At 44.8% G+C, this 13,964-nt stretch carries 13 protein-coding genes and 2 pseudogenes; 8 read left to right on the top strand and 7 right to left on the bottom strand.

All coding sequences use genetic code 11. The features are described from left to right. Positions 1 to 312 (bottom strand): annotated as a pseudogene (locus BLT91_RS29370) (hypothetical protein); the annotation flags it as partial. A gap of 624 nt (positions 313 to 936) precedes the next feature. Between BLT91_RS29370 and BLT91_RS29365 the strand changes: the two are divergent. Continuing rightward, positions 937 to 1,881 (top strand): S-layer homology domain-containing protein, encoded by a 945-nt coding sequence (locus tag BLT91_RS29365; RefSeq protein WP_090827696.1) that lies wholly within the window; start codon positions 937 to 939, stop codon positions 1,879 to 1,881. A 261-nt stretch (positions 1,882 to 2,142) separates the two neighbouring features. Here BLT91_RS29365 and BLT91_RS29360 read toward each other — a convergent pair whose 3' ends face one another. Further along, entirely contained in the window at positions 2,143 to 2,547 is a 405-nt protein-coding gene (locus BLT91_RS29360; RefSeq protein ID WP_302847576.1) for a pentapeptide repeat-containing protein, read from the bottom strand. A 348-nt stretch (positions 2,548 to 2,895) separates the two neighbouring features. Next, positions 2,896 to 3,321 (bottom strand): NUDIX hydrolase, encoded by a 426-nt coding sequence (locus tag BLT91_RS29355; RefSeq protein ID WP_090827695.1) that lies wholly within the window; start codon positions 3,319 to 3,321, stop codon positions 2,896 to 2,898. Between the two features lie 431 nt (positions 3,322 to 3,752). Between BLT91_RS29355 and BLT91_RS29350 the strand changes: the two genes are divergently transcribed. Continuing rightward, positions 3,753 to 4,001: a hypothetical protein gene (locus tag BLT91_RS29350; RefSeq protein WP_090827693.1), complete on the top strand. Its 249-nt coding sequence runs from the start codon at positions 3,753 to 3,755 to the stop codon at positions 3,999 to 4,001. Between the two features lie 862 nt (positions 4,002 to 4,863). On the opposite strand, the gene BLT91_RS29345 is transcribed toward BLT91_RS29350, so the two are convergent. Both BLT91_RS29345 and BLT91_RS29340 read right to left on the bottom strand, forming a co-directional pair. Continuing rightward, on the bottom strand, positions 4,864 to 5,469 hold the full coding sequence (locus BLT91_RS29345; protein WP_090827691.1) for a TetR/AcrR family transcriptional regulator: 606 nt from the start codon (positions 5,467 to 5,469) through the stop codon (positions 4,864 to 4,866). Between the two features lie 111 nt (positions 5,470 to 5,580). After that, positions 5,581 to 5,982 carry a hypothetical protein gene (locus BLT91_RS29340; RefSeq protein WP_090827689.1) on the bottom strand — a complete coding sequence of 134 codons (402 nt, stop codon included), beginning with the start codon at positions 5,980 to 5,982 and terminating at the stop codon, positions 5,581 to 5,583. Positions 5,983 to 6,040: 58 nt separating this feature from the next. On the opposite strand from BLT91_RS29340, the pseudogene BLT91_RS31065 reads away from it, so the two are divergent. The 6 genes and pseudogenes from BLT91_RS31065 to BLT91_RS29315 all read left to right on the top strand — a co-directional run. Then, positions 6,041 to 6,194 (top strand): annotated as a pseudogene (locus BLT91_RS31065) (transposase); the annotation flags it as partial. 205 nt (positions 6,195 to 6,399) lie between these two features. Further along, positions 6,400 to 7,218, top strand: coding sequence for an SDR family NAD(P)-dependent oxidoreductase (locus BLT91_RS29335; protein WP_090827687.1), 819 nt, complete (start codon positions 6,400 to 6,402; stop codon positions 7,216 to 7,218). Positions 7,219 to 7,306: 88 nt separating this feature from the next. Continuing rightward, positions 7,307 to 8,593 (top strand): nucleotide disphospho-sugar-binding domain-containing protein, encoded by a 1,287-nt coding sequence (locus BLT91_RS29330; protein ID WP_175532594.1) that lies wholly within the window; start codon positions 7,307 to 7,309, stop codon positions 8,591 to 8,593. A gap of 190 nt (positions 8,594 to 8,783) precedes the next feature. Then, positions 8,784 to 9,767, top strand: a complete 984-nt coding sequence (locus tag BLT91_RS29325; RefSeq protein ID WP_090827683.1) for a zinc-binding dehydrogenase — start codon at positions 8,784 to 8,786, stop codon at positions 9,765 to 9,767. A 29-nt stretch (positions 9,768 to 9,796) separates the two neighbouring features. Beyond that, positions 9,797 to 10,219, top strand: a complete 423-nt coding sequence (locus tag BLT91_RS29320; protein ID WP_090827682.1) for a DoxX family protein — start codon at positions 9,797 to 9,799, stop codon at positions 10,217 to 10,219. A gap of 67 nt (positions 10,220 to 10,286) precedes the next feature. Further along, positions 10,287 to 10,781, top strand: coding sequence for a cupin domain-containing protein (locus tag BLT91_RS29315; RefSeq protein WP_175532593.1), 495 nt, complete (start codon positions 10,287 to 10,289; stop codon positions 10,779 to 10,781). Positions 10,782 to 11,141: 360 nt separating this feature from the next. On the opposite strand, the gene BLT91_RS29310 is transcribed toward BLT91_RS29315, so the two are convergent. Continuing rightward, a protein-coding gene (locus BLT91_RS29310) for an IS3 family transposase (protein ID WP_090827678.1) occupies positions 11,142 to 12,697 on the bottom strand; the annotation gives its coding sequence in 2 pieces (ribosomal slippage) (positions 11,142 to 12,058 and positions 12,058 to 12,697; 1,557 coding nt in all). Positions 12,698 to 12,883: 186 nt separating this feature from the next. Beyond that, positions 12,884 to 13,684, bottom strand: coding sequence for a class I SAM-dependent methyltransferase (locus BLT91_RS29305; protein ID WP_090827676.1), 801 nt, complete (start codon positions 13,682 to 13,684; stop codon positions 12,884 to 12,886). Positions 13,685 to 13,964 lie beyond the last annotated feature (280 nt).

The raw sequence follows: 13,964 nt of genomic DNA, 5'->3' as shown, positions 1-13,964 counted from the left end.
AATGAAGGATGGATTGAAATACCCCTGAATAACAATGTCTGAATTTGGTTTAACTGTCCTTTCCATTTCCAAATAAGCCGCTCTTCCTCTTACTAAATAATTTGTTAAATCATTACGTATATCTTCAATGGGATTCTCCTTGTAATTTCTTAGAATTCGTCTAGCCATAGCAATATCCAGTGGAGTGTCAATATAAATAGTCATATCAATATATTCACGCATTTCATTGTGCAAATAAGCAAAAGGATAATCAAGAACAATATACTCTAATGAGTTATCTTTAAGCAGTAGCTGAACATCCTTAATCAATGGGAGCAGGTTCCGGTACCTTACTATTTGCCATTATTTTCTCCACGGGTTTGAGTAATTCCCCCAAAAACTCTGATGAAGTTGTATGTGAGGTACTTATCCAGGATTGGATTTACTCCACAAGTTCGTTTTCGCCACTTTCTTCGAGCTCCCTACACATAAAGATCATAAAATTTTTAATATCTCTAGGATTATCTCGTGCTACGACTTCTCCTTTCTTCCCCTCACCAACAACGATCACGAGCGATTTTACAGGCAAACTAAGACTCGCCACCGCCCTATGACAAAGCCGAAGAAACTGGAATGAATATATTCTTCGCAACGGAGACTATATCGTACTCGTGGACGATGCCCTCAAGCAAAAAGACCTTTCTGTTCGACTCAGTCTGGTTCCTTATGAAAGATATAAAGAACAACGAGCACAATGAAATGCACGTCTTAGCGATAGTGTATTACGTCGACGTTTCCGTCGAACCCCAGAAAGTTACCTGAAACAACTCGAGGAAAAGTACAGTGCGTTGGTTATTCCGTCGTAGTTTTTTTTAGCTTTGCAACATTTGAAGAGTACGCAACGTTATAAAAATAACTCTCGAAAACATCGAGAAAAAAAACTAGGAGGAACCAAAAGTGAAAAAGACAGTAGCAGTACTCTCCACTGCAGTTTTGGCAAGCAGTTTATTTGTAGGGACGGCGTTTGCTTTCACGGATGTGGACGACAGCCAATCCGCCGTAGTAAAAGAGTTGACGGATCGAGGAATCGTCAGCGGAATGGATTCGGAGCATTTTGCACCGAAAGGAACGATCAGCTATGCGCAGGGCGTACAATTGATCGTAAAAGCATTCGGTCATAATTTGGATCTGATGCGTTTCATGAAAATGCCCGCCGCTTCGGACTTCTTCTCGAATATTCAGAATGACTCTTGGTATGCGGATGCATTCGTTCGCGCTCATTTCAACGGCGTCGATATCCCGAAAGACGTCAATCCGAACGCCGTCATGACGCGCGAGCAGTTTGCACACATGCTGGACGGCGCCTTGGGAAGGAAGGCGAACTTGCCCATGGTGAAAATGTTCGTGGAAATCAAGGACGGGGATCAAATCACTCCTGAGCTTCAAGGAAGCATTCAGCGTCTTGTGCATTACAACGTCGTCGCGTTGGACAAAGACGGAAAATTCAGCCCGAAGAGCGAGCTCACTCGCGGCGAGGCTGCGGCTTGGATTTATAACGCCATCAAAGTCCTAGAGCAAGCGCAAAAGCCGGTTCAGTCGGAGAAAATTGAGTTGTCGGTAGAGAAAGTGAACGACGATGTGAACAAGGTGACGCTGTCCCGCGGCGAAAAGCCTGATGCAGGGTACGCCATTGCGATCGACAGCATCAGTTTCGGACAGGACGGACGAGCAGTGATTCGCTATACGCTGCAGGACCCGAAGCCGGACCAAATGTATGCCGATATGATCACAGTCCCGAAAGCCGTTGCATATATTTCATCCAAATATGAAGCCGTATTGGAACCGGCAGCAATAGGATCACCGACTCTGCACAGTAGTCATCCGATGATCCCAGCTCAATAAGCACTAAAAGCCAAGTTGAATCCATCCGGGTTCAACTTGGCTTTTTCTATAGTCAAAGCAATGTACATCGATTCCGGTCAAAACATTCAAAAAAACACACCTCATTTATTTTCAATTATGAACCCGTATAACTTTCAACACATAGGAATAAATTTCCTGCGTCATCCTGCCAGTTAGTCAGCGAGGCGACCGAAAAGTTGTGTCGGACGCCTCGCTGATTTTTTTTCTAACATACCCCGTTAGGAAATCATGATTCATCTTTTACTTTTTATTAATTAAGTCTTCTAGTAACATCCCGTTTATCTTCAATCCAGATATATCACAATCGCGAATATCCAGATTTGCTAAATTACAATTTGTTAATTGACCGTTAGATAAGTCACAATTGATAAAGCTAACTGGTTTATATTCACCATTGGAATTGTAATTACCATCACCCTCCATAGGAAGAATAACATTACGAAATTCAGTACCAAATAAATGAACATGGTCAATAACAGCATAACTAAAATTGACATTTTTGATTTCAGCACCTGAGAGATTAGCATCCGAAATTCTAACTTCGGACATATTCACATCGTTTAACGCCATCCCTCTCATATTTGCATTATTAATTTGCGTTTTTGCCAAATTGACATTGTCAAAATTTAATTCTTCAGCTTTAATCTTCTGAAATCTTTACTCAGAAATGTCAGCCATTACAAAATCTAAACGTTCAACTTTTAATTCCATTTCATCAACATCCAAATATTGGAATTTAAATATCAATTATCCGTTACTCCATTGCAAATTCCTTCATTCCCTAATGTCCTGAAATTAGGAAGCAAATAACCGCAACTTTTTCCACTTCCCTAGCCAAATGAAGCCGCCGGTGTTCGGCAGCTTCTATAATTTCTATTAATCAAATCTAACCGTTACTTTAATGAACATCAAAAAGGAGCCGCCCTTTGGCAACTCCACGCTATCGTTTTCCGGTAGGTTAACCGCAATCCGAAGGAAAAAACTTATGGCGCTCTAGCAATCCTTAAGCGGAATGGAAAATTCAACATAAAAAGGATGAAGTTCTTCATTCAAGCAAAGCTCAATTCTTTGCTTGAAATTTCCCCAATTTACCATCTCTAATGCTGTTTCGATTGGAAAAAATCCTACTTCTAAAGACTCAGGGGTAGTTGTTAATTCTCCTCCGACTGGTCTGCCTAAAAATAAAGTGTTGCAAATACTACTACTTACATTTTGAAAAACACCACAAAACTTTGTCACTTCTATATCTATACCGCTCTCTTCCTTTGTTTCCCTTATCGCTGCATCTTTCAATGATTCACCCTCTTCAACCTGCCCTCCTGGCATTTCCCATCCTCGTTTAGGTCCTTTTATCAATAGTATTTCGTTACGCTCATTAACTACAATTGTTGCCGCAGAAACTATATGTTTTGGAGCCACTTCATCGTCCTCCCCTATTTAAATTAACAAAACTAGATTACCACTAATTTCCTATTGCTGTATACTGCCCGTTTACTTCAACAGACAAGGCAGCCGATCGTGTGCAGGCTGCCGTCATGTAGTGATTAAACTATAGTTCCTCGTTAGCGGAATCCATTAAGTGTAATTGACCAGCAATGCAAATAGTATCCTTACTTCCTCCCAATTTTTACGAAAGTTCCAACGTCAAGAAATAATACTTCTGTTTGCGAATTTATTCCCTCTTTACTACGGGCAATAGCACTAACCTTAAAATAATCTTCAGAAGAAGAACGTCTAAATTCTCCATAATGGGTATAAATACTAAATGTTGATTCGTTTACCGAATCTAAGTTAGTTGGATATTTTATAAGAATAGTAATTGAGGTAAATACAATTCCAATAAGGTTAAGATGAAGGCGATTACCACTGCCGATAGTGAAAAATGGGACAGCTTGATTCGTGAAGAAACGAGTAAAGGGACGGTTTCAGCAGAAAAATTGAAAGAACTTCAAAGTAAGGTTGAGAATGAGGCTCAAAGCTATACATATCGTTATAGAATTAATTACTATGCATACTTCGGATATTTGGTCGTCGGCGCTCTATTCCTGAAATGGGCACAAAGCTTAACGCTCAAACTCGCTCATGCCAGACGTGACTAAACTAACGATTAAACCCCTGACCTAAGTGGCTTGGAAGTAGGAAAGAGTAACGTAGTTCCACTAATGTATAATACGAATAATTTCATTATCCTGCCATTTACTTCAACAATCCAAAGAGGAGCTGCCACGATGACAAGCTCCTCAACTATCGTTCCCCGTTAGTTTAATGATGAATCGAAATCAAGGTGTATTTCCCTACATGCCGCATTAAATACCTCTGCCGGTGGCCCATTCATTTTTATAGATATCTCGTATCTTTTGAGCAAAGTCATATACTCGAGCTGTAGTTACACGGTTACCCGAACCAGGTGCCAACACATAACGATAGTCGTCTCTGAGATATAGAACTTCTTTTGCCCGCACGCAACCCAATCTCAACTGGTATATATTTCAACAATATCTCCCCTCCCTCTCTCTTAAGATCCTCAACAGCCCAAGTATCGAAACAAACTCTCCTTAGAATTCATACTTAGCCAGATTTCTGACATACAATATTCCAATCCTTATTATTACCATTATTTACATTCTTTAAAAATATCATTAATATTAGAATACTCTTCTCCCTAGTTATTGCCTTGGAGGGAGCGTCCTCTTTCTTTACCCTACCTTGCCGGTGGCTTGTTTTTTTGGAAAACAAAATAAGCCGCTTGCTTGTCGCAGCAGCTGGTTAGGTTGATCCAAATATGTCAAAACATTGTATACCTATGGCCGACAAGCTTTGTGAAGTCCGACGAAATACTGTAATAGTCATCGACACAATTGTGATAATCTAAGTACCTACAACTAGCTTGGCACTTCGTAACTGCGGTATTCATTGATTTTGCACATACCAAATATTTACAATTTAATTATATTTGTTTACTTAAATAGAGAGCTTATGATTTATATAGAATAATAAATGATTTTTCACCGTTAAAATATACGACCGCTCGGCAAATATTTGTCTTAAAAGAATACCTCCCTCAATAGAAGACATTATCAGCGTTGCTGTCTTTTGAGGGTCTACCTCGGCATGAAATTCTTTGTTTTCGATTCCATTCTTTATTATGTCTTCAAGAAACTTAATTAAATAATGCATCTCGATCTGTACTTTTTCCAGCAGTTTTGGCGATTCTCCATCATCTGCTTCGACACCCGCATTCATAATCGCACATCCTCCCGGCAGGGAAGAATAATCACTAAATGAGCAATATGCTTCAATAAAAGCTAAAATACGGTCTTTTGCAGATGACTTCAAAAGGAGTTCGCTTTCAATGTACTGTCGCATTAGGTTACAACATTGATCAAAAGCTTGTAATGTTATTTCTTCTTTATCTTTAAAGTGGTTATAAATTCCTCCCTTTTGCATCCCGGTTACTTCCACGATTTCAGAAAGTGAAGTAGATATAAAACCTTTTTGATTCATCAGTTTTGCGGCTTGTTCAATTATATGTTTTTTTGTAATTTCACCTTTTCTAATCGCAATCACCCTCTAGTTTTGATTAAGCCTCTAAGAACAACGTTGTTTATCAACACACCATCTATTCAAGACCAATTGTTCGTTTTTATTATACCTCTCTGCTTATCCTTGTCAATGAAATTAGATTGAGCAAAAAAGTAATGGCTGAGTTAAATACAACCACATAGCATAACTTGCGAAATATGCCACATGCATCTCGTCCCACGGCGTTTCCAGAACATGACCAACAAATGAAGCGCGTGGATTGTCACGGCTAAAAATTGTCTCGCCGGTGATCATGCTCTCTACAGAAACCCTATCCTTAGTATAAATACTGCGTCTATCTGCTGCAGAGAAACCAGTGAAAATCACGTGTTGTTCGTATGTGCTGACCTCAAGGTTGTAATCGTCCAAAAGACCAGGGTTCCCTTTGAGATGCCAGAGCACTCCTCCGGGGACTACGTGGGCGTTTACTTTCGAAAATTTCTTCCAGCGATCCAAGCCACCGTGTGTTTTTACCGTAAGTTCCAACAATTCGTTCATATTGTAATCATCTCCTTTTAAATATCATCAAAATTTTAGAGTATAACATTTCTCATCGTTTAACCCTGTAGAAAATCCGGATCATCTCAAATGGCTGCTTCATATAGTCATTTCCAACGCTAAAGATTTAATCAGCGGTACTTTTCACGGACTTATTCGAAGCACTTGCAATTGTATCTAATGAATTCTGCTATCGATTCAACCGCCGCGAGGTTAATCAACAGATAAAGAGTTCAGTTCGCGAACCTGTATATTGACAACCGAAATTAATCTTGTATAATTAAAAACGAACGGTCGGATTTATTTTGAGATTTCAAGAGTAATTTCAATTCATCAGGCAGTTGATAACAAAAAATATCATAAGACTGTAACAAGCAAGATAACCGATCGATCTCAAGTAAAAGGAGAAAAGAAAAGATGAGTAAAGTATGGTTTATTACAGGAACTTCGACAGGATTCGGCCACCATTTTGTGGAGCAGCTCGTTCAAGCTGGAGATAAAGTAGTCGCTACAGCACGCAAACTCGACGCCATTCAGGACTTTAAAGCGTTGGCACCGGATCGTGTCCATCTTGCTGCCCTGGACGTTACCAAGGAGGACCAAATTCAAGCCGCCGTTCAAGAAGCCGTTAACGTATTCGGAAAAATCGATATTGTCGTGAATAATGCGGGATACGGACTTTTCGGCATGCTCGAGGAATATACGGAAGAACAAATCAGGAAACAGTTCGACGTCAATGTATTTGGCGTACTGAATGTCATTCGCGCGACACTTCCCGTGTTCAAGCGTCAGGGATCGGGATACTACATTAATTTTTCGTCTTTCTTCGGAGCTGTGTCCTTTCCGCCGTTCAGCCTTTACGCTGCTTCCAAGTTTGCACTCGAAGGCTTCTCTGAAGCATTCGCGAAGGAATTCGCAAGCTTCGGGATCAAGACGACGATCGTGGAGCCGGCTGTGTTCGCAACCGAGTTTCTCGGACACTCGTTGGAGCAGACTGAGAAAAAGCCGGAGTACATTCCGTATTACGAAGCTTATGAAAAAGGACTATCGGACATCAAGATCGGCGAACCGGCCAAAGCGGTGCAATATATCATTTCCATAATCAAAAGCGGCAATGTCCCGCTGCGGCTTCCGGTTGGTTCTCAAGCTGCTTACACGATTCGCGATGCTTATAACAAACGACTTGAAGAACTCAACGCATGGTATGATCGTTCGGCTGAAGCAGACTCGAAATAACTCAAGAACCACAAGGAAGTCCCGATGATGATAGGTAAGTCATCGGGATTAACAGATTGCCCTTATGGCAATAGAAAGAGGCTCAACAATGACCAAAGTCATCATCCCCGTTACGAGTATATATGGCCATGTCTCACCCATGCTATCCATAGCGAAAGACCTCATCCACCGCGGCCATGAGGTTAGCATCATTACCGGTACCATTTTCAAGGAGGCCGTTGAGAAGACTGGCGCCGCATTCGTGCCATTCTTAGGTTCCGCCGACCTCAAACCAGAGGACTTCAACGACCCCGAGCGGCTCGCCCTCCAAGGTCTGGACCAAGCCAACTACGACACGCAGCGTTACTTCATCGGATCCATGGCCGACCAGTACACAACGCTTCAGCGTGTACTGGCGAAATACAGTGACGACCAAGCTGTCGTGCTATCGGAGACCTTATTTGCCATCAACGGGCTTGCACCCGCTCTGCTCGGCGCAACCGGCGTGAGAGCGAAAGGATTTATCGTCGTAGGCGTCGTACCGCTGATGTTCTCGAGCATCGACGCCGCGCCGTTTGGTATGGGACTCGAGCCGGACAGCTCGGAAGAGGGACGCGCGCGCAACATCGCCCACAACGCATTGATGAAGGACACCATTTTTGGCGAGACACAGAAGCTCTATGAGAAGGTGCTGAACGATCTCGGCGCAACCGAGGAGATCCCGTTCTTCTTTGACACCCCCGCTCGCGCGGACAGCTATCTTCAGCTCTCCGTCGAAGAGCTCAGCTATAAGCGCTCGGACCTGCCTGCGTCCGTCCGCTTCATCGGTGCGCTCCCGACCCCGGCTTCCGTCGAAGCCCAACTGCCGGAGTGGTGGCCCGATGTCTTGGCTGCCAACAAAGTGGTTGTCGTAACCCAGGGCACCGTAGCGAACACCGACTTCAGCCATCTAATCGAGCCGACTCTAGAAGCGCTTGCCGACCTGCCGGTTCTCGTCATCGCGGCGACAGGCAGCAAAACCGAGATCAAGAACGTACCCGCCAACGCCCGCGTAGTGGAATTCGTACCCTTCGTTGATCTCCTCCCGCACACCAGCGTGCTCGTCACGAACGGCGGATTTGGCGGGACGCAGCAAGCCCTAAGTTTCGGAGTGCCGATGGTATTGGCGGGTGAAACCGAAGACAAGCTCGAGGGCAACGCCCGCACCGCCCATACAGGCGCCGCGATCAATCTCAAGACCCAAAAACCGACCCCGGCTGCCATCCGCGAGGCTGTCGAGAACGTGCTCTCGGACCCGAGTTACTTGAACAATGCTCAAAGGGTTCAGGCGGAATATGCCGCCCTCGATCCGTACACTGCCATCGCTAATACCGTCGCCGAATTAGACGCCAAATAAAATGATCCTCGTCAGAGTTCCATATTGAACACCTAGGGGACGTGGGTTTTATCCGTAATCTTCGCTATTTTTTTGATTGCAGCAACGCTAAAGGTAAAAATTTTAACGGTCGGCTTTTTGGGGAAGGCTATGGCGGTTCATCTTGCTTTTAACAGCAGTAACACTTTCTCTCTAAAGGCGGTTGGTAACAATGAAGGCAATGGCAGTTAACCAACCGGGCAAGCCGGATACGCTTGCGCTCATGGAGCTACCGGTTCCAGAGCCGGGTCCGGGCGAAATTCGCGTGCGCGTTCAGGCAGCGTCACTTAATCCGGTCGACTATAAAGTGCTTGCGAACGGTCTTCCCGCCTGGACGTATCCGTTTGTCCCCGGTGTCGATGTCGCCGGAATCGTGGATGCAGTAGGTCCGGGTGTAACGACCTGGATATCTGGCGACCGAGTCGTCTATCACGGCGATGCAAAGAAGCACGGCGGCTATGCCGAGTATGCCGTCACGACGGCGCATACTGTTTCCGCAATTCCGGAACCGATCTCATTCGTCAACGCGGCCGCTTTCCCGTGCGCGGGCTTAACCGCATATCAGACGTTAGTCCGCAAAATGAACATTCGGCAGGGCCAAACCGTCTTCATCCATGCCGGAGCCGGCGGGGTAGGCGGCTATGCGATCCAGCTCGCGAAGGCGATCGGAGCGTCGCGCATCATGACAAGCGCTTCGGCGGCCAGTTTCGATTATGTGAAACGGCTCGGTGCAGACGACGTTATCGATTACAACCGAGAAGATGTCGTCTCTCGCATTATGGAGTTGACGGGCGGCGAAGGGGCCGAGCTTATTCTGAACACGGTCAACCGCGCGACTGCCCAAAGCGATCTGACGGCGCTTTCGTTCGGCGGCCAGCTCGCCTGCGTCGCAGGGGCGCCGGAGGTCGTCGCCGATTTTCTACCTTTCGACAAATCGTTTACGATTCATAAATTGATGCTTAACGGCGCACACGGCGGCGGCAGCCGCAAAGAGGAAGAAGATTTGGCGAGAATGGGCGACGAGTTTCTGCGGCTCATGCTGGAGGGCACAATCGATCCGATGGTTAGGGAGACCATCTCGCTGGAGGAAATTCCGGAAGCGCTGGGTCGATTGGCGCAGCGGCATGTAAGAGGCAAAATCGTCGTAATGATGTAAAACTTTTACGTATAAGAGGAGAGAAAAGAATGACTAGGACAGCAGTTGTATCCACTGTAATGCGTGTGGTGATGGGCGTCATATTCTTAGCTCATGGAGTCGTCAAGTGTCAAATTGGACTTAACAATGTAGAAGCATGGTTCATTTCGCTGGGCCTTCCGGGATTTTTGGCTTATGTCGTCGCGACGCTTGAGCTCGTGGGCGGAGCTTTGCTGATTTTGGGATTGTTTACTCGTTATGTATCTGCGTTGCTTATCATCTTGATGATCGGAGCTATATTCTCGGCGAAACTATCTGCCCCACTTGTTAGCAGCATCCAAACGACGGGGTATGAGGTAGATATCGGCTTTATTTTGATTCTGCTGTACTTGATTGTTGCTGAGCAATCGGCGGTTTCGGTTGACCGGTTATTTACGAAAAAGCGCAGCGCTCAACATACAACCCCTTTATGAGTATATGAAGTCACCCTTATCCTGCTCGCGTTATCATCAATTGTACCAATCCTAACAAAGCGTACCAGTGTCAAAAATTATACTTTATAAGGGAGAATATTCTATGTCAGAAGTTTTGGATGTACTTGGACCGCGCATTCAGCACTTAACGGAGTTATCGGACGATCAGACCTACTGCCTGATGAAGGGCGAGGTTGGGCCTGGCGTTTTCGTGCCTATTCACAGTCATGAGGATCGCGAAACCTTCTTTGTTCTTTCTGGGGAGATTGAAGCCTGGACAGGAGATAAATGGACTGTATATCGGGTCGGCGATACACTTGATATTCCGGGAAACCGGAAACACGCTTGGAGGAACTCCACGAGTGAAAATGTAACCTTGCTGATTGCATCGACGGTGAAAATGGGGGAATTTTTTAATGAAATCGGCCGCCCGGCCGATTCCGTGCCACCGGGTCCTCCCGAGCCGGCGGCTTTGCAACATTTTGTTGAAGTGGCCCTATCTTACGGCTATTGGCTTGGTACACCCGATGACAATGCTACTATCGGTCTTTTGCTGGGCTAAAACCGGGCGACAACAAACGACAAAAAAAGACAGCTTTATGCTATCTCTAAATAGATATGAATCTATTGTGTCACAACCCATAGAATGTAGCGGAATTACTATCGTTTTCTAGCGTTTGTGAATATGTAGATTACAGAGTATTTTATACATATGTCAATAAGCAAGGAAAATCCCTTGTGTCACAATAAAAAATATTATATTGTTACACATTATATGATTGTATTTTCCATCATCAAAAATATAAGTTTTTAAAAGTCCACCCCTTTTAAAGCCTTTAAAAGCAAAACAGCAGCAAAACCTTTGGAAATTGTATTCTGAACTGCCCCCCGTCAAGTAGACACTACAAATAATAAAAATCAGTTAAGCGGCCTTGGTCCTGAATTCCATTGGACTAAGGCCGTTTAGTTTTGCCTGCAAGCGCTCGTTATTGTAAAAATGAATGTAGGTATCGATGTCCTTTTGAAGTTCTTCGAAGGTTGGATATACACGACGCAAATAATACTTCTCACATTTAAGGGTTCCCCAGAAGGATTCCATGGGGCCGTTATCAATGCATCTGCCAACTCGAGACATGCTCTGTACGATCTTGCCTTCCAGGAGCTTCTTAAAGCTTAGCGAGGTATACTGAAAACCACGGTCACTATGAAGCATAGGCGTGCTGTTTGTGGCCGTTTGCATCGCCAATTTTAAGGTTTGGAACACGAGACTGTTGTTATTGGATTTCCCCAGTACGTAGGAGACAATTGTATTATCATAGAGGTCTAAAATGGCACTTAAATACGCCTTTTGACCATGTCCATATTTGAATTCCGTGACATCAGTTAACCATTTCTCATTTGGTGTTTCGGCGTGGAACTTACGGTTTAACAGATTCTCTGCGATGTGCTGAGGAGATGACGGTGCATATTTCTTTCGCTTTCTGCGAATCACCGACTGAATTCCCTTAAGTCCCATAAGACGCTGGATGCGTTTATGGTTGATCTGTTGCTGCGTTTGTCGGCGTAAATGAAGGGTTAGTCGACGGTATCCATAGATGCCGCCAACTTTTTCGTGCAACAAGAGCATCGCTTCTGTGAGTTGTTGGTTTGCCAGTTCACGAGCACTAGGTTTGCGTTGTAGCCATTTGTAATAGCTGGAACGTGGAATCTCTGCAATTTCACATAGCACCTTCACGCTGGATTTGGTTTCCTGCTGAAAGACTTGAATCGTAAGATAGATATTCTCCTGTCGGATTGAACTTAGCGTCGCCTTCTTTCGAGTTCCTCTAACTTTTTTAAGAATGCAATCTCTGTCCGTAGATGCTCATTTTCAGCCTCCAGCTTCTTCATCGCAAGCTTTTGGTGGTCTGCGTCGGTTAACTCCTCATCTGCCTTTTTTCGCCCCCGGCCATCCTGTAGGGCATCCTGCCCGCCGTTCTGGTATTTCTTCACCCACTGGTAGACCTGTTGGTAGGAGACCTGATGCTGCTCCGCTGTCTTCCCGTAGTCATGGTTATGTGTGAGGCAGGATTGAACAATCTCCAGTCGTTCCTGCCAAGTTGTAGAACGTCTCTTCGTCATAGCCTTTGCTCCCTCATTGTAGGCATTTAAGCTGCTATGATTATTATACTTCTTCACCCAGTCGGAAAGCTGCGTCCGACTTGCAATCTTATATTTGTCAATGATTTGGTATTGAGATAAATGTCCGTCGAGGTAATCCATCACCGCCTGAAGCTTCAGTTCTGCGGAGTAGCTGCGGTTCTCAGTTTGAACCTCTAATCCTTCCAAGCCATAGACTTCATACCGCTGACGCCATTTAACCAAGGTTGTTTTTGAAATCCCATATTTGTACGCAGCGGCCATGATGCCAAGTTCGCCACAGCCGATCTCTTCGATAATGGCGAGTTTCTCTTCAGCACGGTATTGAATTTTAGACATGAAAATGCTCCCCTCATTGCAGCAGGTTTTTATTATTTCACCTGTCTACTATTCGGGGAGCATATCACAGATAGGCAGCCTTTATGGTTGAACTATAGTTCTTCGTTAGCTTAAAGCATTTTCATTTGGTTTGGCTGCTGCTTGATCACACCACTGGGGATACGAGGGCGCACTTTGATACTTTCATCATCCCTTTGTGGCCTGCAACGAGAACGTAAGTGGAATATCGTTGGTGGAGTCTTTCCATCGCCATCGCCCCTCTTCGCTCTGCACCATGAACGGGAAACGTCGGTTGCTCCCATGGGAGAACTCATGAAGATAGTCCAAGCGCAAGCCGGCAGCGATCAAGGCGTTCACGATATCGCTGAAACTAAAACTCCAGGAATACTCGACGCTCCGCTGATTGGCCGCAGGATCGGAAAAAGGCAGAAAACCCTCGATCCGAATGGGTTGCTCCGTATGAAAGTATGGGTAACGCGTGTGCAAATCCGTTACATCGGCAGAATCATCAAAGACATTGAGAAACGGATGCTCCTCCTGTAGGTACAAGATGCCACCTGGTTTGAGGAAATGCGCGATGATCTTCGCCCACTGACCCAGATCGGAGAGCCAAAACAAGACACCGCCTGTCGTATAGATAATATCGAATTTATCTTCGAGTACCTGAGGCAACTTATAGATATCCGTGCATATAAAACGCGCGTCTAAACCTGTTGCCTGAGTTAAACGCTCGGCGAGCGCGATTGCATCCTCGGAAAAATCTACCCCGGTAACGTGAGCACCAAGACGAGCCCAGGAGAGCGTATCCAAACCAAAATGGCATTGGAGGTGCAGCATCGACTTACCCGCTACATCGTTCAGTTCCTCGAGTTCAATCAGATTCAGAGTGGATTTGCCTACTTTGAACCCAGCGATATCGTATCTGGCGGCATTGACGGCGGTGCGGGCGTTCCAATGCACGCGGTTACTTTTCGTATAATCAGTCATGGTCTATTCACCTCATCTCTTAGAATGGACTTACATATTATACCATGCTGAGGTAATTAATCCTCCTCCCTATTTTTTGTTAGCTACAAAATTAAAATCACAGTAGCACTCCCTTTGCAGACCTTTGTTTTCACCAGAGTCCATTATTTATTACCAATTATATGTTGCCACATATTGGAACTATTCTGCCCTTTACCTTAATAAACAAAGCAGGTCGCCACGGCGCCTGCTTTGTTTGTCTGTCTCTATGCAACTAACGTTTTCTGTTAGTTGAATGAGC

It is taken from the genome of Paenibacillus sp. yr247, from assembly GCF_900103825.1.
GTDB lineage: Bacteria > Bacillota > Bacilli > Paenibacillales > NBRC-103111 > Paenibacillus_E.
The sequence above is the reverse complement of the archived record's forward strand: the minus strand, read 5'-3'. Positions and strand labels throughout refer to the sequence as shown.

What these genes read in the sequence shown, in the direction of transcription:
- BLT91_RS29350 (WP_090827693.1), top strand. Translation starts at nt 3,753, where the DNA reads ATGAAGGCGATTACCACTGCCGATAGTGAAAAATGGGACAGCTTGATT.
- BLT91_RS29340 (WP_090827689.1), bottom strand. Translation starts at nt 5,982, where the DNA reads ATGAACGAATTGTTGGAACTTACGGTAAAAACACACGGTGGCTTGGAT.
- BLT91_RS29335 (WP_090827687.1), top strand. Translation starts at nt 6,400, where the DNA reads ATGAGTAAAGTATGGTTTATTACAGGAACTTCGACAGGATTCGGCCAC.
- BLT91_RS29330 (WP_175532594.1), top strand. Translation starts at nt 7,307, where the DNA reads ATGACCAAAGTCATCATCCCCGTTACGAGTATATATGGCCATGTCTCA.
- BLT91_RS29325 (WP_090827683.1), top strand. Translation starts at nt 8,784, where the DNA reads ATGAAGGCAATGGCAGTTAACCAACCGGGCAAGCCGGATACGCTTGCG.
- BLT91_RS29320 (WP_090827682.1), top strand. Translation starts at nt 9,797, where the DNA reads ATGACTAGGACAGCAGTTGTATCCACTGTAATGCGTGTGGTGATGGGC.
- BLT91_RS29305 (WP_090827676.1), bottom strand. Translation starts at nt 13,684, where the DNA reads ATGACTGATTATACGAAAAGTAACCGCGTGCATTGGAACGCCCGCACC.